Origin of the sequence: Methanococcoides mangrovi (assembly GCF_052057775.1) — an archaeon.
In the GTDB taxonomy this organism is placed as follows: Archaea; Halobacteriota; Methanosarcinia; order Methanosarcinales; family Methanosarcinaceae; genus Methanococcoides.
In genome coordinates this window covers 2,300,373-2,326,931 of sequence record NZ_CP195121.1, presented here as the reverse complement: position 1 = coordinate 2,326,931, position 26,559 = coordinate 2,300,373, and the positions used below count along the sequence as shown (strand labels likewise).

Sequence of the window (26,559 nt, the reverse complement as noted above, 5' to 3'; positions counted from 1 at the left end):
CTCAAACTCCTTTCTGGAAGTCAGATGTATTCGCTCTGTATCCGGATTATGTCTTTGCTGTCCTTTGCTTTTGAATAGTCTTCAAGTGGCTCTTTATTGACCTCCAGGAATGTATGGCCCCAGTTGAACTTTGAAAGGATCTCCTCGGCCTGTTCTTTATTTCCAAGTATGTAAAGGGCTGCTGCAAATGCTTCTACCGAGTTGAGCTTGAAAGGCCGGCCGAAGTTCACAGGATTGGCAGCTACAAGATAAGGAAGGGCCCTGTGCTTAAGCTGCAATCTCACAAGTTGCGGGAAAACTTCCTCAACTGTTTCCCAGGAACAGTCAAGTACAGTTATGTTCTGCTCGTCCCGGTCTGCCGGGGACAATGCCTGTTCGGCCATCGGATCGAGAAGTATTGAACCACGGGGGATCTTCTGGACCTTGTCGAAAAGGTGCGCAAGGTCAAATCTTGCCATCTTTTTTCCCGTGCATTTCTTCGGGTCACACTGGCGTGCGTGATAAATGTGAAGGTGATATCTTTTCATTTTCTGTTTTTCCATGATGCACCAATTGTTGCTTTTTAAGGTTATACTTTTTGGGATCGGTTATTTTGAAAAGATTGAAAATGCCTAAGATGATCTACGGGATCAGGAATGGTATATCACAAGAGTTCGAAAGAACAAGTTTTCAACTGGAATACATTATCCTGTAAAAAGATCCTGAATGATCTGTATGTACAAAAGTGGTATGAATCCTGATACCAAGGTATCTCAGTATCAGGTTCAAAGTGGTGGTAGTATTCGTTTTTCCTCAAAGACATTCTCGCATCGTTTTTAGTAATGCCCTTCAGTATTGGTGAAATGATATACTACTATTTAAGAGTTAACGCTGTAAACACTCTAAAAATAAGCATTATGTGTGTTTTTGTGAAAATAAGGTTTTTCTGTTTCATTCTATTTTTTCTTATCAACAGATAATTACATAATGTGTTCATGTGTTTATACTGCACTACTAATAGCAACAGGATATGTTCTTATGAATATTATAAAAGGAGCAATGATCGGACTTATTTGCACAGTGGTTCTTTATATGCTGCCATTGATAAATGCACTTTCACCTTTCTTCGGGGGTTTTATTGGAGGATATGTCGCTGAAGAAGGTGCTTTTGGAGGATTCAAAGTTGGTGTATTGATGTCTGTACTGGCAGCGATCCCCGGATTCATGCTTTCAGGTGCCCTTGCGGTCCTGCTTGCGGATGTTCCTGTTCTGGGTGCGATCCTTGCAGGATCAGGTATCATCATCACATTGGCGATTGTGAGCTACACTGCGATATTCGGTATCATTGGTGCAGTTGTAGGTGGGGCTGTAGCGGATAAAAGGTAAGTTTCCGCTTACATTCTTACATCCGGAACTTTGAACTTTATTTTCCCTTCATGAGGCAGAAATATGTCTGAGAGAAAAGTTGTCATGGAGATCGCCTGGGATGCTGAAGCCAGATTGCTTTCCAGACCCAATCGTTTCCTAGGTGTAGTTGACATTACCTCATTTTCCGGTTCACCTTCAGAAATACGTGATGAGAAGGTCCACATACATGACCCCGGCAGGCTTGAGGACCTGCTGTATCCGGGAAACGAACTCCTCCTGAAAAAAGCTTCCAATCCCAACAGAAAGACCGGCTGGGATGTCATTGCCGCTAAAGCTGATGATGGATGGATCCTTATAAATTCAGCATTCCATCGCAGGATAGCGGAATGGGCCATCCGGAATGAGGTAAGTCCTTTGCCCGAAGGAATGGATTCGATTGCAGCCGAGCAGAAGTTCGGGGATAGCAGACTGGATTTCCTTCTTGGGAAAGGTGACGCGAAGGTGTGGGTGGAAGTAAAAGGCTGCACTCTCATCAATGGCAGAAAAGCAATATTCCCTGATGCTCCGACCTTAAGAGGGAAGAAGCATATTGATGAGCTGGGAAAAGCCGTCAGGGGCGGAGATGAAGCCCTTCTTCTTATACTTATTTTCAGGCAGGATGCCTGCTGTTTTGCACCCAACGAGATAATTGATCCTGATCTTGCAGGTGCTTTCAGGGATGCTGTAAATGCTGGTGTTAATGTCTGTCCTTTGGTTTTCAGTTATGAAGATCGGGAAATTGTTTACAGGGGTAACATCCCTTTGTGTGATGGATGGGGATGAGATACTGTTAATAATAATTTGGAGATGATCTGATTGAGTATAGAAGATGTTGTTAGGATCCATGCAAAACCTTCCGGTGAAGAGGGCAAAAAAGTGGGTATGGATATGAACGAGCACCATTATGAGCTCTGGAGATGGGGTCTTGGCCATATCTCCATCAGACCGGATTCATGGATACTTGATGTAGGCTGTGGCGGTGGCCGGGCTGTGAGTATACTGGGTGACATAGTGGAGGCCGGGAAGGTCTATGGAATTGATCATTCTCCCGAGATGGTCGAGCTTGCTACCGTGTTTAACAGGGAGGCTGTTGAAAGGGGGCATGTGACCATAATACATTCCTCTGTCTCTGAATTGCCATTCCCTGATGGGATGTTCGATATTGTGACAGCCTTTGAGACCTGTTATTTCTGGCCGGATATCGTAGAGGACCTAAAAGAGGTCAGGCGTGTGCTCAAAGATGATGGAAGGGTTCTGATAGTCAATGAGATGTATGAACATGCCAGCTTTGAGGAAAGGAACACACCTTACAATGAAGTGGAAGGTATGAACATCTTTTCTGCCCGGGATTACAGGGAACTGCTTGAAGCTGCAGGCTTCTCTTCTGTGGAGATAGATGAGGTGCCGGAAAACAACTGGATAACGATTATTGCAATTAAATGATAAGCTAAAGTTTGAAAGATGAATTTGAAATAAATCGAACATGAACCGGATATCTTAATATGAATCGGAAATGATCAGAATACGAACAGGAGATGTAAAATGCAGGTAACAGAACACGTCCATGCCATAAAGATACCTTTCAGCCTTACCACCGACTCCGGTATTGTGGTCGAACGATTCGTATATGCCTATCTCATCTATGGAAAGGACGTTTGCCTTGTGGATTGTGGTGTTGCTTCTTCTGAGCAGACCATCTTTGACTATATGAGAAGGACAGGAAGGGAACCTAATGAGATCTCATTGATTGTGCAGACTCATTCCCATGCGGACCACATTGGAGCTACTCCTGTGATAAAGGAACTGACCGGCTGTGAGGTGGCTGCCCACAGGAATGCCATAGAGTGGATGGAACATCCCGAAGTCCAGTTCCGTGAGCGTCCTATTCCTAATTTTAGTGATCTTACCGGTGGTCCTGTGAAAGTAGACCGTATACTTGGGGATGGGGATGTGATCGACCTTGGTGAGGGTCTTTTCCTGAGGGTCATTTACACTCCAGGTCATTCGAAAGGTTCGATATCTTTGCTATTATCTCCGGACAATGTGCTTTTCTCAGGCGATGCTATTCCTCTGGTTGGTGATATTCCTATCTATGATGACGCTTCCGGGGTGCTTTCATCTCTCAGGAAGCTCAGGGGGATCGATGACTTGAAGGTGCTTTTGTCATCATGGGCTGATCCGGCAGAGGGTGAGGAAGTCTATAAGGAGATCGATAACGGAATAGAATATGTCAGGAAAGTGCATGAGTCGGTCCTGAAATTCTCATCGGAGTCCTGGGAGAAGGTTTTGGAAGGGCTGGATCTGAAAGGTATGCCTGTCAATCCGCTGGTGGTAAGGACTTTCGAGGCTCATTTGAGAATGGATGTGGATATTTCCTGATCTTCCCCGCATTTCTTAATGGATTCCAGAAGATCTGGAATTATTTGTATCTCCATGATGCTTCCTTAATGCAGCCCATACCATAAATCCGGAAAGGATAATCAGCAGGCTGCTGATGTTGAAAGGTGTTTCAAAGCTGACGTATCCTCCAAGGATGCCCCCAAGCAAAGGACCGACAGCTACTCCTGCTGCCTGGGCGCTGGTTATGGTGCTGACCCTGCTGCTTACCTTGTTCTCTCCTGAAAGTTCAACTGCAAGTGCCAGCAGGGGTGTTTCTACTGCTGCCATAGCGATTCCCTGAAGCAACCTCAGCAGGATAAGGGAATTCACATTATCCACCTGTCCAAGGGCATAGACAATGATCGCATTAAAGAAGATGCCTGCAAGTATGGGATACTTTCTTCCGAACCTGTCCGAGAGAATTCCGATGGGTACCTGAAAGATGATCCTTGATATCACATACGCGGAAATTGCGATCCCCAGCAGGAACTCGCTTGCTTCTAGTCTTGTCTGGTAGGCAGGCAGGAGGGAGAGTATGAGCATTATGCCTACGAGCATCATGAACATTGCAATGGAGAGTATTTTGATCATGAACGGTCCTTCAGTCGATGCATTATCTCCGGTTTTTATATCCGGTGCTTTTGTTTCCTTTACGAAGAGGACTATAAGGACAGTGCTTAGCAGTACGAGGGTTGCACTGGCGTAGAAACCGGCAACGAATCCTTGATATGTGACAACAGCTCCACCTACCATTGCCCCAATTCCAAAGGCTGCACCCCTGAGGCTGGAGTAGATGCCTATTGCCTGTCCCCTGGCCGTTGAAGCGGACAGGTGTGTGACCATTGTAACGATGGCAGGGATGGTTGCACCTATTGCAATTCCCTGTATTATCCTGAAGAAGAGTATCGATTCAAAATAGCCTGAGATCGCGTATATATAACAAATGATCGCGAAGATCATGTAACCAAGTATCAGGAAGAGTTTCCTTCTGTCAAGCCGCTCACTTAGCCTGCCCATATATGGCTGTGAAAGGGAATTCGCAAGACCAAAGACAGTTGTTGCAAGTCCTGCTTTAAGAACGGCTGGCATATCCTGCAGTATCATGGAATCCATGTTCGCAACATACAGGGGGATGATGAACACCAGCATTCCGGTAGCAAGGTCCTTGAATATCTTGGATATTGAGAGGATATAGAGCTGGCGATCTATCGGATGTTCAGAAGTTGCCATATGTTCATTAATCTATGATGTATGGTATAAAAGAAAGTAGGGTTATGTCTTGTTGCTGTTTTTAGGGGATTTTCAAGAAAGTATTAAATATTAATCATGTAAATATATCACTGGAGGTTTAAATTATGCTAGAAACAATATGGGGAATTATTGTACTCGCATCGGTTATCTGGGTCATCTACGATGTAGTGACACAGAATAAAAGATTAAGCGGTGCAATGAAAGTTTTGTGGATAATCGCTGCACTTCTGTTCGGCATTATTGGTGCTGCTGCATACTATTTCTTAGGCAGGAAATAATCTCCTGTCAGCTTTTTTGATCTTTTTGTTCTTTAAAGCGACATTCTAATATTACAAAAAGGTTTTAGGGAGCAGCCGGCTCGGATAGAATAAATAAATGATTTACCTGTTCTTGGATCGTGAAGCCAGTCCGCCTGCAATTTTCTTGTAGGTCATCAGGTATAGTCCAAGGATCAATAATATTACGTTCTGAAAGAGACCTATTCCGCTGTTCGACAATACCGGTATGTTAATACCAAGGAAATTGCTTATGCTGGCAATGACGAACAAGAATCCTGCTACTTCACTGATAATACTCTGTCTTTTGTCGATTATTCCCATGATTGACCATCCATAAATCTGATAGTTAGTCCGAAAGTTTGTCCATTGTTCAAAAGCGGCTGCTTCAAAAGTTAGATCATCACTGAGGCCGTGAGTAATGCTCTTCCACTCTAAATGGTCTTTATTTGTATTTAATTGCAATGTATGAAATTAAAGCGGGGGAAAAAGTAATACCTAATAAGTTAAAACAAATTAAAACAAATTAAAATGGATTTAAATAGATTTAAAGAAAAAAGAGATCAAAGATTCCCACGCAGTCTCTCTGCGTACAGTATTCTCTGGATTGCGAATTGCAATGCTGCCCGTCTCATACTGCAATTTTGCTCAAGGCAAATGTCATGTACCTTTTCAAAGGCTGTTATCATTTTCTCACGAAGCCTTTCAAGGACCTTGTCCTCTTCCCAGTAGTCCTGACTGAGGTTCTGTATCCATTCAAAGTAGCTGACAACAACACCACCGGCGTTTGCAAGTATGTCAGGTATTATCAGTACCGACCTGTCAATTAGTGTGCGGCTTGCTTCCATTGTGAGAGGTGCATTGGCAAGTTCAAGAATAATTTTTGCTTTAACATCGTTTACATTCTCACGCTTGATCTGATTTGAAAGTGCTGCAGGTATGAGTATTCCACAATCAAGTGCCAACAGCTGTTCATTTGTTATGTTCTGGCTTTCCGGGAGATCTATAACGCTTCCGGTTCCGGTCTTGTGGTCGATGACCTTCTTGATATCGAGACCTTCTGGTTTGTATATTCCTCCCTTTGAGTCGCTTACTGCACATACAGTGAAGCCTTTCTCATAGAGGATACGTGCGACATTTGATCCTACTTTTCCAAATCCCTGTATGGCGACACAAAGTTCGGACCTGTCGATATCAAGTTTCCTCAGGGCTTCTTCAAGTATGAAGACACCACCAAGGGATGTGGAATATTTCCTAACATGGCTTCCTCCAAGTTCAACAGGTTTGCCGGTGACGATGGAAGGTGTGTGTTCTCTTCTTATCTTCTCGAACTCGTCAAGTATCCATACCATGATCTGTTCATCAGTATATACATCAGGTGCAGGAATATCCTTGAAAGGTCCGATGTAGTCTGCGATCTCTCTTATGTAAGCTCGTGTTACTCTCTCAAGTTCACCTCTGCTAAGCTCCCGGGTATTGACAACTATTCCACCTTTTGCTCCTCCGAAAGGTATGTTGACCAGAGCGCATTTTATGGACATCAGGAACGCAAGGTCCTGAAGATATTCAATGGTAAGTTCAGGATGATATCGTATTCCACCTTTGGTGGGTCCACGCGCATCATTATACTGTACCCTGTGACCTATGAACATCTTCACTTTTCCGGAATCCATACGAACGGGAAAATGTACTGTAAAAGACCGTTTTGGCATATCGAGAAGGTCGATCTCATCCGTTGACATTGCAAGATGCTCGTAGAGGGTTTCCATCTCCTCCATGCACAGTTTGCAGGTCCTCGCACTATCTGAATGTATCCTTTCGATCTTATTTTGTTTCAAACTTACACCTCCTGAACATTTACGCTGGCAGTATCCTGTAGAGCTGCTATTCTTTAATTATAATGTCAGATCCCCATTGTGTTTTTAGGTCAACGTCCAAAAGGCAACGAAATGGTGGTATTTCCAATAGGAATGCTGTTCCAATGATAATTGTGATCCCCGGTTACATGATGTTCATTGAGCATCAGTCATCAGCGATCAGGCGTAGAACGGACTTTCTATTTCCCTGGACCTCTTTGTTTTAAGGTCACCTTTCAGATCCTCATAATATTTCATGGTATCAGAGGTTACTGATGCTCCCGTTTCATCGATCGCTTTAAGGAAATGCTTTTGTGATACTTCTTTTGCCATCAGGTCTTCACGAAGTGCAAAACGTCCTGCTTTTTTACAGACCGCTGCGACATCGGCTCCAGTGAACTTGTCTGTTGCATTTACAAGCTCATCGATATTCACATCATCTGCAAGTGCCATTTTCCGGATGTGTACATCAAAGATCTTGCGCCTGGTGGGCAGATCGGGAACAGGAACAAGTATAAGTTCATCGAATCTTCCCGGACGTATCAATGCCGGATCGATTATGTCGGGCCTGTTTGTAGCACCTATGATCACAACTCCGTGCAGTTCTTCCAGACCGTCAAGTTCTGAAAGTAGCTGGTTAACAATACGCTCAGTGACCTGAGGTTCTCCAATTGCACTTCCACGTATTGGTGCAAGTGCATCAAGCTCATCAAGGAAAACGATTGATGGTGCCACCTGTCGTGCACGCGAGAACATTTCGGAGATGTGCTTTTCAGATTCCCCGTACCATTTTGAAAGAAGGTCACTACCTTTGGCAGCTATGAAGTTGGCATTGGATTCGTGTGCAATAGCCTTTGCCAGCATAGTCTTACCGGTTCCCGGTGGCCCATAAAGTAAAACTCCTTTGGGTGCTTCAACTCCGATGCGATGGAAGGATTCGGGGTTCTTGAGCGGCCACTCAACAGCTTCCTTTAGCAGCTCCTTGACGTCCTCAAGTCCGCCGACATCGTCCCATCCGACATTTGGTGTCTCGATCATGATCTCGCGCATTGCAGAGGGTTCCACATCCTTCTGTGCCAGTTTGAAATCTTCGGCGGTGACGCTAAGCTTTTCAAGGATATCTTCCGGGATATGTTCGTCTTCGAGATTGATCTTAGGCAGTACCCTCCTGAGAGAACTCATTGCTGCTTCACGACAAAGGGCTGCAATATCCGCTCCCACAAAACCATATGTTGTCTCCGCCAGTTCATTAAGTTCCACGTCATCTGCCAGTGGCATTCCGCGGGTGTGGATCTGGAATATTTCCAGCCTGCCGTCCTGGTCAGGTACATGCAGTACGATCTCGCGGTCGAACCTTCCGGGTCGGCGCAGTGCCATGTCCAGTGCTTCGGGTCGATTTGTCGCACCGATAACGATGACGTTCTTCCTTTCCTTGAGACCATCCATCAAAGAGAGTAGTTGTGAGACGACCCTCCTTTCGACCTCTCCGGTGACCTCCGCTCTCTTCGGTGCGATGGAATCGATCTCATCAAGGAATATAATGGCCGGTGCATTCTTTTCTGCTTCGTCAAAGATCTCTCGTATCTGGTGCTCGGATTCGCCATAGTATTTGGACATGATCTCCGGACCGTTGATCGAGATAAAATAAGCATCAGATTCATTGGCAACTGCTCTTGCCAGCATTGTCTTACCGGTTCCCGGTGGTCCGTGCAGCAATACCCCTCTGGGGGGTTCGATACCAAGCCTGTCGAACAGTTCCGGGTGCTTCAACGGGAGTTCGATCATTTCCCGCACTTTTGAAATAGCAGGTTTGATGCCTCCTAGGTCTTCGTACATCACCGTGGGTATCGAATGCTCGGGCGGGAGTTCTACAGCTTCGGGCAGCAGCTGGAGTTCGGTCATTTCTGTTATCTTGACAATACCTTTTGGGTTGGTTGAGATCACCTGCATCTTGATTTCACCCAGACCAAATGATAGATCAAAAATGTCACTGAACATGTCCTCGAACATCATGCTTCTTGCAGGACTTTCCTTTGATCTCCTGAAATGTGTGGTAGAGATGAAATCTCCTTTTGAAACCGTCCTGTTCCTGAAAACCGATGCAAGGATATTACTTGAGGCAGAAATGTGCATTCCTTTGCTCACAGGTGCGAGAACTACATTGATAGCTTCCTTCCACTCTGCTTTCCTGACCTCTACATAATCTCCGATGCTGACCTTCGCGTTGGCCCGTATAAGTCCGTCCATCCTTATTATATCAAGTCCGGCATCGGCAGGATTGGTGTTGATCGTGAGTGCAGATGTTACACGGTTCCCCTCGATCTCTAAGACCCCGTATTCACTTACATCAAGCTTATCCCTGTAGGCAGGATCGATACGTACGATACCTTTCCCCACATCTTCCTGGGTTGCCTCAGCTACCTTTAGTTTGATACTTTCCCCATTAGAATTGCCTTTTTCTACACTTAATGGCATCTACCCATCTCCCACAGATGATCTTAGTAGATTATATATCAGCTTCAGGTATTTATTATTGTTTGGGAGTTAGATCTTAACATTTGATTTCAATATGATCTTAAAGGTCTGATCATTTAAATTGGAAACAATTCTTATACCCAAGGCTTTGCAAATTACAAAAAGCAGGATCATTGTTCATTGAGAATTTAATATTATTCTGTGGCGATTTAATGATATGATTATATATGTGATCATCACACTATTATTTAATAGAGCATCATGCCATCAACAATAATACGTCCGGTGAATGAAAAGGACTTTTCAGAACTGGCAGATCTCTTGAAGGAAGGACTGGGGGTTCCTACTGAGATCTGGAAGCGTCGTTTCGATATGTGGTGGACCAACAATCCCTGGATGGATCAGGCGATCCCTTATGGATGGGTCATCGAAGAAGATGAATCGGAAATTGTTGGTTTTCTGGGAAATATACCTGTAAAATATCAGATAAAAGGGGAAGATGATATTGCTGTGGCTGCTACTTCTCTATACGTACGACCTTCGGTACGTGGAGTTACCAGTATCCGGCTGACATTGTCATTTGACAGGCAGGAACATTTCAGGCTATTGCTCCATACCACGCCTAATGAGGTCGCTGCAAAAATATACTCTAAATTCGGAGCTTCTGAGATGGATGTCCCCTTTAAGAATATGGAATATTGGCATATTCGTGATTATGGGAAAATGTATGATCTATATGTACAGACAAACCTTACATCCCATAGTTTACGGCCTCTGATAGAAGCATCGGTATTTCCCATTAAGTTGATCTCGCCTTTTTTTCGATGGTTTACTGATAAGATGAGCTTTAAGCTACAGCCAGATCATTACAAATGCTCTGTAGCCACAGATTGTGATGATTCTTTCACAGAATTGTGGGAAAAGAACAGAAAGGAAAATGTAACAACACTATGCAGGGATGCAGAGACACTGAGATGGTTATACTTCTCAGAAGCTGTCGCTGATAAACGGTATGTGGTCAGGTGTGTGGATACGCAAAATGGCGAATTGGTCGGATATCTTGTATTTGATATTGTACTCTCTGAAAAGGATATCAAGACCATGCAGATGAAGGACGCGTACGTACCACATCTGGATAAAAAAGTAATCAGATCATTGATCGCGTTCTCTGTGGATCTGGCAAAAGAACATGATGTTGCCGGATTATTATTCTGGTCGACAGATCAAAATATGGCTGATATCCTGAATAAGCTGTTCAGGATCAAGAGAAAGCACAAAAAGATATATATGTACAATTTTGTCAAAGAAGACGATAAATTGGATCGGGGAGGTCATGTGGACCATATTTTCATTCCTTCACCCATTGATCCCGATAGAGGGGTTTTATAAGGTAATGAGGTGGATCTTTTTTTATATAACTCTTCTTTATTTACTAATTTCCTGAAGCATTCTTTCCTTATCTACAGGTATTGATATGTTTTTGAAATACCCGATCAGGCCAAGTCCCCACTGGAGTGCCTGTGGATCATAGCTTGTAAGTTTCAGGTGATCTATTACCATTTCTTTGTTCAGAAGTGATATCATAATGATATTATCAGTGACCGATATCGAGCCGATCGGGATCTCTTCTTTCAGAACGAAAAGTTCTGACCTTTCTGACTCAAGTATGATCTTCAGTTCCTTTTCATTATCCTTTTTCATCCTGTCAAACACGGCTTTTGTCAGTATCAACTTTATTTTGATACCTCTTTTAGCAAGCATGGCATAGTTATGAGGGCACTGTGGGTGGAAAAAGGACGCGAGGGTATCGATACTTGCTGATTTTGCAAGGCTTTCATTAAATTCCTTTGGTGGCTCAAAAATGTAGATCATATCAGGCCTTTTGAGCTCACAGTTCTTCAGATCCCATAGCCTGTCGCGAAATTCCTCCGGGATACAGTTGAGATGACGGCTTATCCAGTACTCATAGTTGTCTTCAAAGACTTCAATGGTACCAAGAAGTGGTTCCATTTTCCTGACAAGTATCCTTGCAGCATCTGTCAATGAATAAAACCTGTCATCGTATTCGATAAGGTCAAGTTTTCTCAGCTTCTTGATCTGCGGAAGCATGGCGCTGGATGTAACATCAAGAACTTCCTTGATCTCATCGATATCCTTCGGTCCGTCCATTAGAAGCAGAAGTAAGTTTTTCCTTTTCTCTGAAAGAAATATTGTATCGATAAGTGAAGCTTGCATTTTTGATCTTTTTCCTGTATGCCGGGAATGGTATTTGTTTACAATTCTATTTAGTTCCATTCCAATATATATGTTGATCTGGCTTTACAATTTTTTAACGCCCTGCTGTTTTTTAACAGCTTTGATTATCACATCCCCTTCTCTTTTTTTTGTGTTTTTACGATACAGTAGGAGGTTAGGTTATATAAATTCAAATCTAATTCTCAATTGTTAATGCATTAACCATCTACAGTTCCCAGAACAAAAACGTGAATTAAAAATCAGGATAATGAGGGATGATCCATGACCAATAATGGAATTAACGATGGTTTGAAAAGCCAGCTTGAAGAAATATTTGAAGATCGTGTATCTTTCAGTAAACTTGAAAGAATGGTATATTCTCATGATGTGGGAGTTATTCCGGATTCTGTCAAAAAGGCGATATCCACAATTCCCGATGCAGTTGTTCAGCCTTTAAATGCTGATGAAATCTCTGCTCTTGTGAAACTCGCAAATGAGAACAAGGTCCCTGTCATTCCAAGGGGAGCAGCATCCAGTGGTTTTGGTGGCGCTGTTCCTGTTTCAAATGGAATTGTCATTGATCTTGCCAGGATGGCAGATGTGATCTCAATTGATGCTGAAGCTCTAACTGCGGAAGTTGAGCCCGGCGTTGTCTGGTCCGAACTCGACAGGAAGCTTAAAAGGAGCGGATTGACGCTGCGCCTTTATCCAAGCAGCGCTCCTACATCCACAGTTGCCGGATGGGTTGCACAGGGTGGCAGTGGAATTGGCAGCTATGAGTACGGTACGTTCAGGGATAATATCGTCTCCGTGGAAACGGTCGATCCACAGGGTAATCTGAAGGTAATGGAAGGAAATGATATTGATCTTGTTTATTCACTCGAGGGCATTACCGGCATTATCACCAAAGTCAGAATTAATGTGAAAAAGGATGAAGAGCACATTACTGTCCTTGCAGCGTTCGATGATGAAAAGAAATTGCAGTCTGCACTGGATGAAATTCGAAGAACAGGAACTCATGTCTGGTCAGTGAGCATCCAGACTCCCGGGTATGTCGAACTGAGTCAGAAGGCTGCAAAAGAGACTGCACTTCCAATGGGAAAGTATCTTGCACAATTTGTCTATCCTGCATCATCTCCTGATGTCTCATCCGAAATTGAAGGGTTTGTCAGAAGACACAATGGTGAAGTTCTTTCAGAGAAACTTGCCATGCATGAGTGGGAAAACCGTTTCCGTACCATGAGGCTCAAACGTCTTGGTCCTTCATTGATTGCCAGTGAACTGATCGTACCTGTTTCTTCTATGAGCGATTTCCTGAAGTCGGTTGATAAGAAGTTCAAGGGGGATTTTGTCTTTGAAGGCATAATGGAAACTCCTGAAAGGTTCATCATGATGGGATTCATGCTGGCAGATGAAAGGAAAACGAACTACCCTCTGAAATTCTCCTCTTCCCTAATTGTGACAGATATTGCTAAGAAGCACGGCGGAAGACTGACTTCCACAGGCATGTTCTTTACCGATGGGTCAAAGGAACTTCTGGGCAAAGACCTGTTTGAGAGAATCGTCGCTTTTAAGAAAGAGTTCGATCCCGAATGTATAATGAACCCTGGAAAGGTCCTGCCACCTTCTGCTGAAAAGAACTCTCCGATAAAGCAGCTTTCCATTGCCATGAAAGGTGCCAGCAAAGGAAAATCCGTCATGAGTCTTGTAGGTAAGATCATGGATGGAAAGGAAGTGGAATACAAGTGTGCTGATAAGCTGCCTGAGGAAATAGGGCAGGATGTTTTCATCTGTGCCCAATGCGGGGCCTGCAAGACCACATGTACCGTATATGATGCATCTCCCTGGGAGAGCAGATCTCCAAGGGGTAAGTGGTACCTGCTTTCTGAGTATCTCAAAGGTAACATCGAATTCGATGAAGAGCTCGCAAGTATCATGTCCCTGTGTTCCACCTGTAAGAAATGTGACAATAAATGTCAGACAGACCTGAATATAGCTCATCAGTTCATAAACCTGCGTGGTGTCATGGGTGGTAAGAACTTTGAGAACACCGGTCTTGGCCTGATCCGGCAGAATGTGCTCAGTTCCGGGAATTTCTGGGGACTTCCTAAGGAAGCTCTTGACTGGAAGACCGATGATATCAATATGGTTGATACGGGAACAATTGGTTACTGGCCCGGTTGCTGGTCATCCGCTGTAACCAAGAACATGCCTCAGAACATAGTGAGGATACTTGACAAAGCAGGGATCGAGCTTGTAAATCTTGGGGAGCAGGAGAATATCTGCTGTGGTCTTTATCTTGCTCTTGGAGGGTACACAGATGATTTCGTAAGATCGGTTGAGAAGAATATCAATCTCATTAACGAAAAAGGCATTAAAACCCTCCTTTTCTCTTGTCCCGGATGTTTTGCGACTTTCACAGAACAGTACTCTGCCATTGCGAAGATGCTTGGCCTTGAATGGGATGTTGAGACAAAGCATGTGGTCGTCCTGCTTGACGAACTTATCAGGGATGGCAGGCTGGAGCTTGAAAAACCGCTTGACAGGAAGGTAACATACCACGATGCATGCCACGTTTCCAGGTGGTTCAATGCTTATGACCATCCGAGGAATGTGATCAATGCCATTCCGGGTGTGGAATTCGTGGAAATGGAGCACAACAGGGAAGATGCACTTTGCTGTGGTATCGTGACAGCATTCAATGATATCCCAACGGTAGCTCATTGCGGACAGAAACGTATTGGTGAGGCCGTTGAAACAGGTGCAGATTACGTTGTTACCAATTGTGCAGGATGCGCTTCACAGCTAAACCTCACTTCAAATATGATGAAAGCGCCTGTAAGGCAGAAGGATATCACTGATCTCCTGTGTGACTCAATGGGGATTGAAGTGACCTATGATCCTGCAGAGTCCATCGGCCAGTTCATGAACCAGGCGATCGAAATTCTTGGAACCAGCTGCATGCACCGCCGTCAAGACTGAGGAGGGTTGGTGTATTTCAACCCTCCTTCCTGATTCTATTTTTTATCTCTTTTTCTGCCTTAGTGTTGTTATCCAGAACAAATCCAAAACTAAGTGGAACCTCTTCTAATTGTTCCAAAAAATTGAATTATTGAAATACAGGACCAAATCTAAAGAAAGCTATTTGAAAACTAATTTGAACCAAAAGAAGTTTAAAAGATGTTTGGTGCTCCGGCCGGGATTCGAACCCGAGTCTTCGGCTCGAAAGGCCGGAATGATTGGCCGGACTACACTACCGGAGCACGCTGTTTTTTGCTCACCTTGAAGCAGCCCCTATAAAGCATTTGAGGTATATATAGCTGTCGGTTTGGGGCTTACTCTTCGGTCTCGCTTTGTTCGTCTTCCAGGGTTAGCTGGTGGATCCAGTTGGATAGCAGTTCGCAGTATTCGGGCTGGCAGGCTAACCTGCAGCCTGCACATGGGGAAAAAAGCCCTCCTGCAAGGAGAAGATCAAATGATTCTTCTTCAGGTGCAACTACTTTGATCAGGTATGTCCTTGCGCCGTTATTGACAGCGGACTCACGTGTGATCAGGTTTGCGTCCATTAGCTTGGTGAGTATCCTTGAGCACTTACGGCTGTCGATATCCAAAAGCTTCCAGAGCTCGTTCTGGTAGACACCTTCTTTGCTATCGCCTATTAATTTAAGGGTCTTTTCTTCTATTTCCATGGTCTATGTCCGGAAAATAAAAGGTTTCAGTTCTCTACAGGTACGATCAGGATTATGTTGTTTCCTCTCAATACAACGGAACCGAGAGAGCGAAGGCGCTGTCCGTCAGCTATCTCAACAGTGTCCACAAGGTGAAGGTTAAGATAATCATCAGCACTTTCCAATTTACCTTCAAGAATATGCTGGTTGCCTTTCATCTCTACCTGGACCTTAGATCCTACAAGTTTCTGAACTTTCTTATTTGGGAACAAGTTCGTTTCCTCACACTTATTAATTTAAAGATAAATAATCAATATAATATGTAATATCTGTTACTACTTATTGGAAAAAGTAAACTGTTAAACCTACTATTTATGGCTGCCGATTAAAAGCCTGAACAAACTGCTATTAAAGCCCGTCACTGAGGCAGATATTCAATTGACTTTTTAGATTTCCTTTTGGTTTTTCAGATGTAGCCCTGTATCTCGGCTGTATCCTCGGTTTGTTCGACCTTTTGTGGTTGCTTCTGCACCCTGGTTATCGGTCCGAACATTGCTTCATAATCCCTTATGTGCTGCCCGAGCCAGTTGGATAGCTCCAGTGCTGCAAGAGGTGAAAGTATGATCTCTGTCTCAATGCTCCTCTGTATAACCTGTGAATTGGACGTCTTGTCAAATCCCTTTGGGCTGTCATTGTAGAATCCGATCCTGAAATCATAGGGGCTGTGCCCACCAAGCGCCCCGATGGCATATACCTGCTTGAAATCTTCAGGCTTTCTGATCTCAATCTTCAACTTCTTTGCCATCTTACCTTCAGGATTGTTGTTCTCTTCTGTCATGGTAATGTATCCTTCAAAAGCCATACCTGTTTTTGGGAAGTAATTGTTAGCATGCCTTAAAGGTTTTGTTGTTTTAAGGTCGGGCGCTTTTTACCCTTCGATCAGTTTCTTAAGGTGCTTTGCCGAATGTGCCAGATCCTTCTTTGAATATGCCTTTGCTATCTTTTCAACTGCATCAAGGTTGCGTATCGCATCATCCAGGTATCCAAGGAGGTCTCCCGGATAAGCCGTAATTCCGTATTTATCCTCTAGATACCTCACGATCTGCACAGGGTCATATCCATCCACACGCAGATCGATGATCTTTTCCGAGAACAGTCTCTCCGGGCAGCCGCAATAGGGGCTTTCCTTGCAGCCACATGTCAGGAAATCCGTTGCGAAGTTAAGGATCTGGTCCTGCATTTTCATCTCCAGCTTTGAAAGGTTTTCGCCCTCAAGCACTATGTCCATGGAAGCTCCCTGGAAAACCCTTGAAGGCATATTGATCTTCAGTGCGGTGGATATCTGCGATGCATATTTGAAATAGACTGCTTCAAAAAATTCGAGGTTTGTTATAATTTCCACTGGCCGGCGCTCTGAGAGCACTGCATCCCGTATCAGGAAAGCCTTTGAAACGGAAAGGAAATGACCCGCAGCAATGCTTCCGAACTTCGTAAGGGATATGTTATCTTCTTTAATGGTCAGGAACTTCTTTTTCTGGAGCCTTGAGATCAGTTCTTTCAATGAATATGATCCCAGCATGTTCCGGTGTATGGCCTCAAGGTCTTGTCTGGATGAGGTAACAGCAGCATTTGCCAGTATTTCTTCCATCTGCTCTTCTTCGCCGTATTCCACTTCGGTGTGTTCCATCTCGCCGTTAAGGAGTTTGATGGCGATCTCTTCCTCGGTTCCGGCCTGCTCGCTTGTATAGCTCTTCTGCGGTGTGGCAAGTACCACTACCACCCCTCTGTCATGGAAATCCGGTCTTCCTGCTCGTCCCAGCATCTGCAGGAATTCCTGCATTGTCAGCCATTCTATACCCATTGAAAGGGATTCGAATATTACCTGTGATGCCGGAAAATCAACGCCCGCTGCGAGTGCAGCTGTCGTGACCACTACCGGCAGCTCTCCTTTTTCGAAACGTCTCTCTACCTTCTTCCTCTCCTCCATGGAAAGGCCGGCATGGTATGGGGCAGCGGATATCGGGAGTGCCTGAGCTATACGGTGGCAGTTCCTTCGGGAATTGGTGAAAATGATGGTCTGTCCTTTGTGACCTTTGGATGAAGTCTTGTTGTACTCATCACGTACAAGCTTTGACATCAGCCTTATCTTGTTGCTCTCCGGGCAGAACAGCAGGTGACGTTCAATGGGAACGGGCCTGTACTCGTATTCTACAAGGTCTGCACCAAGCTTTTTTGCGAGAAGTTGCGGTTTTGCCACGGTAGCTGAGAGGTAGATGAACTGAGCCCCTGACGCCACATACTTTAGCCTTCCTATAAGGCCGTCCAGCCTGTGGCCACGCTCGGAGTCCTCTATCATATGTACTTCATCGATAACAACAGAGCCGATCTGCCCCAGTAGGTCCGAATCCTGTGATCTCAGTATGTAGTCAAGACCTTCATATGTGGCCACAATTATGTCCGAATCAAGTGTTCTCCTCATAGATCTTGTCTTTGAGGTCCGTATCCTGGAGCTTCCAACTCTTATTGAGGTTTTTATCCCGAGTTCGGAATATCTCCTGTTGAACTGGTCATATTTCTGGTTCGCCAGCGCTACAAGCGGTACAAGATACAGCATCTTTCCACGGCCACGGAGGATGTTCTCTATACCGGCAATCTCTCCTATCAGTGTTTTTCCGGTAGCTGTAACAGATGTTACAAGCTGGTTCCTGCGTTTCAATAATCCTTTTTCTACAGAAAGGGATTGTACCGGCAGAAGGGTGTCGGACTTCTTGAGAAGAATATTCTTGAACTTCTTTGAAAGGGGTATGTCCCTGATCTTTATCTGTTTGATCTGTGGCTGGGCCTCTATGGTATCAAAGCGGGTGTATTCAAGATCAAGCTCCTCCGGGCTTAACATCCCTATTGTTCGGTCAAGATCCCTTGTATTGAGCATAACTTCCTGTATACGTTCTGCAGCCTCATCGCCGAAATAGCTGTGTGCATTTCGAAGTGCGCGGTTTAGCTCTTCTTTTGCACATTCTTCGCAGATCAGCTCATGGTGGTACTTTATAGACTTTTTATTGATAAAATTGAATCTGCTCTTAAGGACGCAGAACCTGCACACGTGCACATGTTCCCATTCAAGATGGAAACCTGATAGCAGTTCCTTTATATCTTCGATTCCTTTCTTTTCGCTTTCGATGTCTATAAGGATACGCTCCGACATCCGTAGCAGGTCTATGAACTCCTGAGGTGGGCGGAGCTCATCCCGATCGTCCCTGAAGATCCTGAACTTGTGGGGGCGTGCCCCTGCATCCGTTTTCCTCAGGATCAGCTCTCCTGTGAACTGGGGGAGACGTTTCCTGTCCTTGATGGCCATTACGATGACCTTTGCCTTCTCGGCCTTGAGAAATGTCCACAGAGTCATTTTTTGGTTTCAAAGTGATCTACTTGTATATAAATCATATTTATTCTGGATCTATCGATGGTTGTAGTTCATGTGTCCACATGTGTTCATTCGATTTATATGCATGTCCACACATATGTACAATTGGATATAACTAACCGGATTATGCATCGGTGGGATCAATTTGTCAAGTCAGCTTTCCGTAGGTACGGAGGTAATAGTAACTCCGAGGATGTCGCAGCGTAGAAGGGCGACAGAACAGGATATGCCTCTAGCAGAGGCGTCTCAGGTAGAACGGAAAATAGAGCTTCGCACCGTTGTTCAGGGAAGCGAAATGGGGGATGATCCTGATGTCTTCATGGGGTCTATGGCTTCTACCGGCGTTTTAGAATCTGCTGATGTACTGGAGGCCAGTTGTGAAATTGAAACGGCCGTCTCAAATGAAGCAGTTGCAACGCCCAAAAATAATTATGGGGGCCCGGTTATCGTCCCTACCGGGATATATGTATTGGACAGGACTCTTGAAGGAGGTCTTCCTTTGAATTCATTGGTCTATTTTTCAGCAGATCCGAGGTCAATGTCGGAGATATTCTTCTATGAGTTTACACAGTCCCGTAAAACATATTATTTTACCACAGCCCGCAGGCCAAAGTACTTGCGTCAGGACATGATGAACATGAATCTTGACCCTTCAAATGTCATATTTGTGGACATATATAGTGAATACTATTTCACTTCCATGGGGGATATGGTAGACAATCTGGGTAATGGTCATGTTGATTCCAAGATCATCGAATTTACTGAATATAACTTGAGAAACATACTGAGTGAATCCCATGGTGAAGAGATCAATATCATTTTTGATAATTTCTCTTTCTTCATGAACCTCAATGTAAATCCGGGACTTCTCAAGCGTTTGATCAATCTGCTCTATGAGACTACCAAGGAAACAAAGGGCATAACCTACCTTTATAGTTTAAAAGGCAGTCATAATGAACAGGCCGAGAACGACATCCTCAATTCATCAGATGTAATATTTGATGTGGAAGTTGAAAAGCATCCCGATAAGCTCATGAACAAGCTATCTATACCCAAGATAAGGGGAATGGCACCAAAAACAGATATTATCAAGTTCAATGTATCAGAAGGAATTAACATTGATACATCAAGAGATATTGCATGATCAAATGTACTGCAGGCACATCAGCATGCGATATCTTTAAATTATTTACCAAAATCTCTCCCTAATTTTTACCTTTATTTATTCCTTGAATTATCCTAAATCGATATCTTACTTATCCTTGATCTATCCTAATTTTTAACCTAATTAATCCCTTGGTTCTTTCTGTTTCTTTTACTTCTTCATCTTTTTGAATTCTGCCTGGATATCTATTATGGATGATCGGACCTTTCCCGGCCTCAGATCATTCCTGGTGTCTGTTCCTTTTATCGATTCCTGCATTAGAGACGTGCTCCCTGTGTAGCGTTTTTGCATTCGCATTCACGGGCTTCCGGAAGGTTGTCGATAATATCTGTGAGCACTTCCATAAGCACATCTTTTTTCGTGCCAAGTTCATCGACGACCTCATCGGCTGTGATCCTGTTATCGGTCATTCCGCATGCCTGGTTCGTTATTGTGCAGATGGAAGCATAGCATAGTTCCAGTTCCCTTGCAAGGACTACTTCCGGAAGTCCCGTCATGCCTACAATATCCCCTATCATGCTCATCATCCTGATCTCTGAACGTGTCTCAAAACGTGGCCCTTCGGTACATACGTAAGTTCCCCTGGTATATTGAAGGCCTTTTTTCTCAAGTGTTTCCATGATACACTCGCTGATCTCGGGACAATATGGCTCTGTCATATCAACATGGATTGTGTTCTTGTCATAGAAGGTGGATATGCGTGTCTTTGTCAGGTCAACAAAATCATCAGGCACGACAAAACTGCCTATTGCATGCCCTTTCATGGTTCCGACCGAATTGGTGGCTATTATCTTTTCTGCACCGATCTCCTTTATTGCCCCTATATTTGCTCTGTAATTGATCATATGGGGTGGAACATGTTCAGCAGCTCCTGAATGTCTGGGGACGATCGCTATGTTCTTATTGTTTATTTTGACAATATATACGCCAACATCTCCGTAGGGAGTATTGACGATCTTTGCAGATCCATCTATAAAAGAAGTAAATCCTACGCCACCAAGTATTGCTGCATCTATTTTCATGTGTGTTGATAAGGCAGTTTACTTTTTAGCTTTATCCTTGCCTTTTTTTGCCAGTTCCGTGGATGGTGTGCCGGTCATGGATATCTTGATCCCAAGAAGTGCGATCAGTATGGCACCTACTACTGAGTAAACGAAGTACTGCAGGCTTAGTTCAGCACTGGATGCTTCATCTGCAAGGGCACTGACAGAGAGTATGTAGGTACTTGCACCCCAGAAAAGCAATCCGATCGCGATTATAAAAAGGGCCGGTGATACTTCTTTTATTGTGAAGGTATTGCTTAGCTTGCTGTCTACCATCTTACCCAGGTCTGCAAAAAGGATTGCTACAACATACCACCAGATTGTAACGTTAATAAAAACTGTAATGAGCGTAACCATTCCGTAGTACCAGCTTCCGCCTGTGATATAATACTGCCACAGGGTCACAGCCCCTACCATTGTTGCGATCACTCCCAGGATCGCAGCTATTGTGTAGGTAATAAAGGTCATTTGCCCTTCGTAATATGAATTTTTCATCCTTTCTCTTAAAAGAGCGAACGGCTGGTCAAGGTTGAATCCCCTGTAAAGCATGTACAGGCCGATAGCGGCGGATATGCCGATGATGGCACCTTCAGGATATCTTGCAAGCAGGAAGATCGCATAGATCATTGCTGCAAGTCCGAGAGGCACAAAGAATGTCTGTGAGATCTTCGGGTCGTTCAGTGCGTGCTTGAGTATGTAGTATGTACTCTCGAGGTTTGCACTTTGCTTTACAACGATACGCTTTACCGAGTCGATCTTTATACGGGACTGGACGATCGGCAGGAGTGTCTCATCTTCTGCCCCATCGGAAATGAATATTGCATTCGTGGCCTCATGCTCGCTCATGAATGCATCAAGCTGGGCGGATATCTTCTGGTCTGATATGATGCCCACGTTCTTATCACCTGCAAAGGTGATGATCTCGGCATCCATCCCTTTTGCCAGGAGTTCATCAAGGACATTGATACCTCCAAAGATGGTGTTGCTGTCAGAATCCTCCGGGTCTGCAGTTGCAAGTTTCACTGCTGCATTGATGTTATCCTCACGTCCGATAAGCGGAGTAGTAACATTTGCTTTTTCACCAAGATCATTGTCCCTGTCGATGCATATGATTAGAGTTTGCATTAGATCCTCATTTTACTGCAATTCTTCCGTACAATTCAACAATAAGAGTATATCTCTTTCAGCATGCTGAAATGATACATGTATAGATGTATTACACTTGAAAGAATATAAAAGATACTGTGACACTGCTTTTTGAATTGATGCTCTATGACCCTTTTGGTCTGCATTTCGGGAAATCAAAGTTCCCTCTTAAAAAAGACAACTCAAAAAAGTGAATGAAATCGCTTCAGAAAGCTCCTAAGAGCCTCTGAGCCCACTTGAGCTTCTTTTCCTTCATTGGTGTCACGTTCCTGTCATGGAAATCAAAACCAACAAGAGTTATGCTTTCAGCATTGAACTCGTGGGCAAGGAAGACACATCTGTCCCCGTCCGTAAAACCGCCAAAGTTATGGATGTTCGAAAAAGGTGCTGCCTGTGTGGTACCTATGATCCTGTTTAGTCGTGGCACATATTTTAGAAGCTTCTCAGTGTTGTCGCCATGTGCATGGACCACCATGATGGAACCCTGTTGATTTGCCTCTATCTCCTTTTCCACATCGCCGTCAAGGTCTGTGACAATAATGTGAGGCAGAATGCCATTATCGATAAGGTGTGCTGTGGCACCGTCGGCTGCAATGATGGTGTAGTCCTCCACGTTGACCTCTTTCAGGTCTATCTCCAGTTTTGGAGCGTTCCCGCATACGAGTACATCCTTTCCGCTGATAAGCTCCTCAAGTGCGGAAAGCTCGACTGTGTTGGGTCCGATCAAAAGATGGGATAGGAGGATGGCGGAGTTCTCGTCATCCTCCCTGGAAAATCCAAAGTCCTCCAGGATCTTCTCGTAAACCGGTTCCCACTTTTCAAAATCCATATTTTCACCTGATCTTATTTTGCCTTTGAGATGGCGATGTGCATTGAAATGCCTTCGACATTCCAGTCCTTCACAAGTTCTCCGGTGACCTCAACGTCGAGTCCCATCACAAGAATGTTTGCACGGACTTCTTTTGCTATGTAGTTCTCAAAGTCCAGTACGAGATCAAGGACCCTTTCATCATCGATCTGGATGTGTGCCTTGATGTTATCATCGACATCGAGGTCAAGTTCCTTGCGCATGTCCTGTATCCTGCGGATAACTTCCCTTGAGTATCCTTCGGATTCGATCTCGCGTGTAAGGTTTGCATCCACAAAGACCACACCGCCTGCAAAGTCAGCACTGGCAACAGCTTCCGGAAGTGTTTCGCTGAAGTTGACCATGGCTTCTGTGATGGTGACATTAGTTCCGTCTGCAAGTGAGATATCCATCTCGCCGCCAGCAAGTCCCTTCTTGAGTTCCATGGCATCCATTGAGCCAATGGCTGCGTTCACCTTGCCGGCATCTCCCTTGAATACAGGTCCGATAGCTCCGGGGTTTGGTGAAGATTCCACTCCTAGCTCTTCCCAGCTTTCACCGATGCCTGTGACCTCAACATCCTTGGAATTGGTCTGGTCCATAAGCACATAGCGCAGCCTGTCCACAGCAGCCACAGTGTTCTCGTTCTGCGGAGTTATTATGATGCGTGATACCGGCCATCTGAGCTTACGTCCTACCTTCTGGCGGGCATTGGATGAAGCTTCCACAATGGAGCGGATAGCCTTCATTTCTGCTTCAAGGTCGGTGTCCACAAGTGAATCATCTGCTTTTGGCCAGTCGCAGAGGTGGATGGTTGCAGGTGCATTCACATCGACACTTCTGACAAGGTTCTGGTACATCTCTTCTGCGAGGTGTGGCATGAACGGTGCGATCACCTTTGCAGTTGTCACGAACACGTCGTAGAGGACCCTGTAAACTGCCAGTTTGTCCGGATCATCTGCTTCGACCCATGTCCTTGGCCTGATAAGCTGGATGTACCATCTTGAAAGGTCCTCAAGTACGAACTCATTGATGGCACGCATTGCCTTGTGGAGAACTCTTTCTTCCATGGCCTTGTTCACGTCACTGATGACAGATTGCATGCGTGAGAGTATCCATTTGTCCTCTTCCCTGAGGTGTGACTTCACGGATCCCAGTGTGACCTCCTGCGGGTTGAACTTGTCAAGTGCCATGTATGGCAACGGGAAGCGGTAAACGTTCCACAGGATGTTGTTTGTCCTGTGCATTGTTGCGATCTCGTCCCAGTTGAACTTCAGGTCTTCCCATGGTGCACTTGAGGAGAGTACGTATGCCCTGAGGGTGTCAGCACCGAACTTGTCGATGACCTCTGCAGGCTGTACGACATTACCGAGACTCTTTGACATCTTCTTTCCGCTGCCGTCAAGGGTAAATCCGTGCATGAGCACGCTCTTGTAAGGCGCTTTTCCAAATGCCACCATACTTGCACCAAGCTGTGAGTAGAACCATCCTCTGGTCTGGTCGTGTCCTTCTGTGATAAAGTCAGCAGGCCACCACTCATCGAACTGCTCTTTGGTGTGCGGGAACCTGAGTGTTGCCCAGGATGCCACTGCGGAGTCGAACCATACATCGAAGACATCTTCCGCACGTTTCATGGTGCCACCGCAGTCACATGGTATGGTAACCTCATCAACATAAGGCCTGTGAAGTTCGATGTCCGCATCCGCACCGGAGCGTTCCACGAGCTCTTCCCTTGTACCGATCACATCGATCTTTGCACACTTTGAACATTTCCATACAGGTATTGGGATACCCCAGTAGCGCTGCCTGGAGATACACCAGTCACGTGCACCCTCGATCCAGTCCCTGAACCTGGCAGAACCTGCCCAGTCAGGTGTCCAGTTGACCTTCTTTATCTCTTCGAGCATGGATTCCTTGAGCTCGCCGATCTTAAGGAACCACTGTTCGGTAGCGAGGTAGATGATAGGTGTCTTGCATCTCCAGCAGTGACCGTACCTGTGGCTGATGGTCTTCTCGGAGATGAGCAGTCCTCTTTCGAGGAGATCGTCCATGACAACACGGTTTGCATCACGGATGTTCATGCCGGCGTACTTTCCTGCTTCATCTGTGTAGCTACCATTGGAGCCTACCGGGCAGAAGATCGGCAGGTCGTTCTTTACACCGACCTCGAAGTCGTCAACACCGTGTCCGGGAGCAATGTGGACACAACCGGTGTTCTCTGCTGTAACATAATCTGCATTGTATACCTTGTGTTCGATATCTGCCTGTACCGGCACGAGGTCGGCAAGCGGATGCTCATAGGCCAGACCTTTGAGGTCTTCTCCGCTCATGGTTTCAAGGATCTCGTAGTCGGCGTACCTTCCTATCCTGAGGACATTCTCCACAAGTTCATTTGCCATGATCAGTGTCTCGCTGTCACCATCGGCATTGTATGCCTTCACCCTTGCATACTCGAACTCCGGGTGGACTGCCACAGCAATATTGGATGGGATGGTCCACGGGGTTGTGGTCCAGATAACGATGAAGGCATTCTCTTCATCCTTTAATTTGAACTTGATGTAAATTGACGGGTCATCACGGTCCTCATACTCGACCTCTGCGTCAGCGATGGCGGTTTCACATCTGGGACACCAGTTGACAACTCTCTTTCCGGTATCAAGGAGGTCCTTCTCATGTGCCTGCTTCAGGGTCCACCATGCTGCCTCAATATATTCGTCCTTGAGTGTCATGTAAGGATCTTCCCAGTCGAGCCATGCACCAAGTGTGCGGAATTGGCTGGTCATGTCATCCTTCTGACGAAGTGCGAACTCCTTACATTTCTCAATGAAATTGCCGACACCATATGCCTCGATGTCCTTCTTTGATTCAAAGCCAAGTGCGCCCTCGACCTTTACTTCGATAGGGAGTCCGTGCATGTCCCATCCTGCCCTGTCAAGGATGTCATGGTCGTTCATGGACATGTATCGCAGGATGGAGTCCTTTATGATCTTGTTCCAGGCGGTACCGAGGTGGATGTGACCTGTGGTGTATGGTGGTCCGTCCACAAAAAAGAACTTCTTGGCGCCTTTCCTGTGTTCACGCACTGCTCTGTAAGCATTGTTCGCTTCCCAGAACTCTTGAACCTTCTCTTCGATCTCTTTAGCATTGTACTGATCAGTAACTTCTTTTATCACGCTGGTGACCTCCCGGATGGGTCCAGTTTCTTGGCTATATTATAGATACCATCCTAATGCAGTAACCAATTTAAATATTATTGTATGACATCGCCACAATGCAAATTAAAATAAAATGTAGGTGCACGCAAATTATGCACATTTTCAGTGGATAGTACTTAAATGGTAGTAAAAATGATCTCCGAAGGAAACGGAAAAGGAAAATAACCTTGATAATCTAGCCGATCTAAGTAAAA

General features: G+C 44.9%; 22 protein-coding genes and 1 tRNA gene. 8 read left to right on the top strand and 15 right to left on the bottom strand.

Annotated elements, in window-relative coordinates:
* Positions 1-20 precede the first annotated feature (20 nt).
* The gene (locus ACR3I3_RS11560; protein WP_440952396.1) at positions 21-542 is read right to left on the bottom strand and encodes a DUF367 family protein; all 522 of its coding nucleotides are present in this window, start codon (positions 540-542) and stop codon (positions 21-23) included.
* Between the two features lie 475 nt (positions 543-1,017).
* Here ACR3I3_RS11560 and ACR3I3_RS11555 point away from each other — a divergent pair, with 475 nt between their 5' ends.
* From ACR3I3_RS11555 to ACR3I3_RS11540, 4 genes are all read left to right on the top strand, one after another.
* Positions 1,018-1,365, top strand: coding sequence for a DUF5518 domain-containing protein (locus ACR3I3_RS11555; protein ID WP_440952395.1), 348 nt, complete (start codon positions 1,018-1,020; stop codon positions 1,363-1,365).
* Positions 1,366-1,428: 63 nt separating this feature from the next.
* Positions 1,429-2,169: a DNA/RNA nuclease SfsA gene (sfsA, locus tag ACR3I3_RS11550; RefSeq protein ID WP_440952394.1), complete on the top strand. Its 741-nt coding sequence runs from the start codon at positions 1,429-1,431 to the stop codon at positions 2,167-2,169.
* A gap of 33 nt (positions 2,170-2,202) precedes the next feature.
* Positions 2,203-2,829: a class I SAM-dependent methyltransferase gene (locus ACR3I3_RS11545; RefSeq protein WP_440952393.1), complete on the top strand. Its 627-nt coding sequence runs from the start codon at positions 2,203-2,205 to the stop codon at positions 2,827-2,829.
* A gap of 99 nt (positions 2,830-2,928) precedes the next feature.
* Positions 2,929-3,765 (top strand): MBL fold metallo-hydrolase, encoded by an 837-nt coding sequence (locus ACR3I3_RS11540; protein WP_440952392.1) that lies wholly within the window; start codon positions 2,929-2,931, stop codon positions 3,763-3,765.
* Between the two features lie 15 nt (positions 3,766-3,780).
* Here the strand turns inward: ACR3I3_RS11540 and ACR3I3_RS11535 are convergent, their stop codons facing one another.
* The gene (locus ACR3I3_RS11535) at positions 3,781-4,995 is read right to left on the bottom strand and encodes an MFS transporter (RefSeq protein ID WP_440952391.1); all 1,215 of its coding nucleotides are present in this window, start codon (positions 4,993-4,995) and stop codon (positions 3,781-3,783) included.
* A 125-nt stretch (positions 4,996-5,120) separates the two neighbouring features.
* Here ACR3I3_RS11535 and ACR3I3_RS11530 point away from each other — a divergent pair, with 125 nt between their 5' ends.
* Entirely contained in the window at positions 5,121-5,294 is a 174-nt protein-coding gene (locus ACR3I3_RS11530) for a PLDc N-terminal domain-containing protein (RefSeq protein WP_440952390.1), read from the top strand.
* A gap of 102 nt (positions 5,295-5,396) precedes the next feature.
* Here ACR3I3_RS11530 and ACR3I3_RS11525 read toward each other — a convergent pair whose 3' ends face one another.
* The 3 genes from ACR3I3_RS11525 to ACR3I3_RS11515 all read right to left on the bottom strand — a co-directional run bounded on the left by ACR3I3_RS11525 (position 5,397) and on the right by ACR3I3_RS11515 (position 9,622).
* On the bottom strand, positions 5,397-5,615 hold the full coding sequence (locus tag ACR3I3_RS11525) for a hypothetical protein (protein WP_440952389.1): 219 nt from the start codon (positions 5,613-5,615) through the stop codon (positions 5,397-5,399).
* Positions 5,616-5,854: 239 nt separating this feature from the next.
* The gene (locus tag ACR3I3_RS11520; RefSeq protein ID WP_440952388.1) at positions 5,855-7,129 is read right to left on the bottom strand and encodes a Glu/Leu/Phe/Val family dehydrogenase; all 1,275 of its coding nucleotides are present in this window, start codon (positions 7,127-7,129) and stop codon (positions 5,855-5,857) included.
* Between the two features lie 198 nt (positions 7,130-7,327).
* On the bottom strand, positions 7,328-9,622 hold the full coding sequence (locus tag ACR3I3_RS11515) for a CDC48 family AAA ATPase (protein ID WP_440952387.1): 2,295 nt from the start codon (positions 9,620-9,622) through the stop codon (positions 7,328-7,330).
* A gap of 261 nt (positions 9,623-9,883) precedes the next feature.
* Here ACR3I3_RS11515 and ACR3I3_RS11510 point away from each other — a divergent pair, with 261 nt between their 5' ends.
* A complete protein-coding gene (locus ACR3I3_RS11510) occupies positions 9,884-11,011 on the top strand; it encodes a hypothetical protein (RefSeq protein WP_440952386.1) in 1,128 nt (375 codons plus the stop codon).
* Between the two features lie 36 nt (positions 11,012-11,047).
* Here the strand turns inward: ACR3I3_RS11510 and ACR3I3_RS11505 are convergent, their stop codons facing one another.
* Positions 11,048-11,791 (bottom strand): helix-turn-helix transcriptional regulator, encoded by a 744-nt coding sequence (locus ACR3I3_RS11505; protein WP_440952385.1) that lies wholly within the window; start codon positions 11,789-11,791, stop codon positions 11,048-11,050.
* Positions 11,792-12,139: 348 nt separating this feature from the next.
* On the opposite strand from ACR3I3_RS11505, the gene ACR3I3_RS11500 reads away from it, so the two are divergent.
* The gene (locus tag ACR3I3_RS11500; RefSeq protein ID WP_440952384.1) at positions 12,140-14,839 is read left to right on the top strand and encodes an FAD-binding and (Fe-S)-binding domain-containing protein; all 2,700 of its coding nucleotides are present in this window, start codon (positions 12,140-12,142) and stop codon (positions 14,837-14,839) included.
* A gap of 203 nt (positions 14,840-15,042) precedes the next feature.
* Here the strand turns inward: ACR3I3_RS11500 and ACR3I3_RS11495 are convergent.
* From ACR3I3_RS11495 to ACR3I3_RS11475, 5 genes are all read right to left on the bottom strand, one after another.
* Positions 15,043-15,120: transfer RNA gene (locus ACR3I3_RS11495), tRNA-Glu, on the bottom strand.
* A 72-nt stretch (positions 15,121-15,192) separates the two neighbouring features.
* Positions 15,193-15,546, bottom strand: coding sequence for a helix-turn-helix transcriptional regulator (locus ACR3I3_RS11490; protein ID WP_440952383.1), 354 nt, complete (start codon positions 15,544-15,546; stop codon positions 15,193-15,195).
* 26 nt (positions 15,547-15,572) lie between these two features.
* Complete coding sequence (locus tag ACR3I3_RS11485; RefSeq protein ID WP_048204964.1) at positions 15,573-15,797, bottom strand: LSM domain-containing protein; 225 nt, start codon at positions 15,795-15,797, stop codon at positions 15,573-15,575.
* Positions 15,798-15,991: 194 nt separating this feature from the next.
* On the bottom strand, positions 15,992-16,363 hold the full coding sequence (locus tag ACR3I3_RS11480) for a DUF3467 domain-containing protein (protein ID WP_440952382.1): 372 nt from the start codon (positions 16,361-16,363) through the stop codon (positions 15,992-15,994).
* Positions 16,364-16,453: 90 nt separating this feature from the next.
* Positions 16,454-18,931: a DUF5814 domain-containing protein gene (locus tag ACR3I3_RS11475; RefSeq protein WP_440952381.1), complete on the bottom strand. Its 2,478-nt coding sequence runs from the start codon at positions 18,929-18,931 to the stop codon at positions 16,454-16,456.
* A gap of 163 nt (positions 18,932-19,094) precedes the next feature.
* Here ACR3I3_RS11475 and ACR3I3_RS11470 point away from each other — a divergent pair, with 163 nt between their 5' ends.
* A complete protein-coding gene (locus ACR3I3_RS11470) occupies positions 19,095-20,093 on the top strand; it encodes an RAD55 family ATPase (protein WP_440952380.1) in 999 nt (332 codons plus the stop codon).
* 278 nt (positions 20,094-20,371) lie between these two features.
* Here the strand turns inward: ACR3I3_RS11470 and ACR3I3_RS11465 are convergent, their stop codons facing one another.
* The 4 genes from ACR3I3_RS11465 to ileS form a co-directional block, all read right to left on the bottom strand.
* Positions 20,372-21,136: an MTAP family purine nucleoside phosphorylase gene (locus ACR3I3_RS11465; RefSeq protein WP_440952379.1), complete on the bottom strand. Its 765-nt coding sequence runs from the start codon at positions 21,134-21,136 to the stop codon at positions 20,372-20,374.
* 18 nt (positions 21,137-21,154) lie between these two features.
* Positions 21,155-22,282: a DUF373 family protein gene (locus ACR3I3_RS11460; protein WP_440952378.1), complete on the bottom strand. Its 1,128-nt coding sequence runs from the start codon at positions 22,280-22,282 to the stop codon at positions 21,155-21,157.
* A gap of 226 nt (positions 22,283-22,508) precedes the next feature.
* Entirely contained in the window at positions 22,509-23,132 is a 624-nt protein-coding gene (locus ACR3I3_RS11455; protein WP_440952377.1) for a 6-hydroxymethylpterin diphosphokinase MptE-like protein, read from the bottom strand.
* Between the two features lie 14 nt (positions 23,133-23,146).
* A complete protein-coding gene (gene ileS, locus ACR3I3_RS11450) occupies positions 23,147-26,323 on the bottom strand; it encodes an isoleucine--tRNA ligase (RefSeq protein ID WP_440952376.1) in 3,177 nt (1,058 codons plus the stop codon).
* Positions 26,324-26,559 lie beyond the last annotated feature (236 nt).

What these genes read in the sequence shown, in the direction of transcription:
- ACR3I3_RS11560 (WP_440952396.1), bottom strand. Translation starts at nt 542, where the DNA reads ATGGAAAAACAGAAAATGAAAAGATATCACCTTCACATTTATCACGCA.
- ACR3I3_RS11555 (WP_440952395.1), top strand. Translation starts at nt 1,018, where the DNA reads ATGAATATTATAAAAGGAGCAATGATCGGACTTATTTGCACAGTGGTT.
- sfsA (WP_440952394.1), top strand. Translation starts at nt 1,429, where the DNA reads ATGTCTGAGAGAAAAGTTGTCATGGAGATCGCCTGGGATGCTGAAGCC.
- ACR3I3_RS11540 (WP_440952392.1), top strand. Translation starts at nt 2,929, where the DNA reads ATGCAGGTAACAGAACACGTCCATGCCATAAAGATACCTTTCAGCCTT.
- ACR3I3_RS11535 (WP_440952391.1), bottom strand. Translation starts at nt 4,995, where the DNA reads ATGGCAACTTCTGAACATCCGATAGATCGCCAGCTCTATATCCTCTCA.
- ACR3I3_RS11530 (WP_440952390.1), top strand. Translation starts at nt 5,121, where the DNA reads ATGCTAGAAACAATATGGGGAATTATTGTACTCGCATCGGTTATCTGG.
- ACR3I3_RS11525 (WP_440952389.1), bottom strand. Translation starts at nt 5,615, where the DNA reads ATGGGAATAATCGACAAAAGACAGAGTATTATCAGTGAAGTAGCAGGA.
- ACR3I3_RS11515 (WP_440952387.1), bottom strand. Translation starts at nt 9,622, where the DNA reads ATGCCATTAAGTGTAGAAAAAGGCAATTCTAATGGGGAAAGTATCAAA.
- ACR3I3_RS11510 (WP_440952386.1), top strand. Translation starts at nt 9,884, where the DNA reads ATGCCATCAACAATAATACGTCCGGTGAATGAAAAGGACTTTTCAGAA.
- ACR3I3_RS11505 (WP_440952385.1), bottom strand. Translation starts at nt 11,791, where the DNA reads ATGGACGGACCGAAGGATATCGATGAGATCAAGGAAGTTCTTGATGTT.
- ACR3I3_RS11500 (WP_440952384.1), top strand. Translation starts at nt 12,140, where the DNA reads ATGACCAATAATGGAATTAACGATGGTTTGAAAAGCCAGCTTGAAGAA.
- ACR3I3_RS11490 (WP_440952383.1), bottom strand. Translation starts at nt 15,546, where the DNA reads ATGGAAATAGAAGAAAAGACCCTTAAATTAATAGGCGATAGCAAAGAA.
- ACR3I3_RS11480 (WP_440952382.1), bottom strand. Translation starts at nt 16,363, where the DNA reads ATGACAGAAGAGAACAACAATCCTGAAGGTAAGATGGCAAAGAAGTTG.
- ACR3I3_RS11475 (WP_440952381.1), bottom strand. Translation starts at nt 18,931, where the DNA reads ATGACTCTGTGGACATTTCTCAAGGCCGAGAAGGCAAAGGTCATCGTA.
- ACR3I3_RS11465 (WP_440952379.1), bottom strand. Translation starts at nt 21,136, where the DNA reads ATGAAAATAGATGCAGCAATACTTGGTGGCGTAGGATTTACTTCTTTT.
- ACR3I3_RS11460 (WP_440952378.1), bottom strand. Translation starts at nt 22,282, where the DNA reads ATGCAAACTCTAATCATATGCATCGACAGGGACAATGATCTTGGTGAA.
- ACR3I3_RS11455 (WP_440952377.1), bottom strand. Translation starts at nt 23,132, where the DNA reads ATGGATTTTGAAAAGTGGGAACCGGTTTACGAGAAGATCCTGGAGGAC.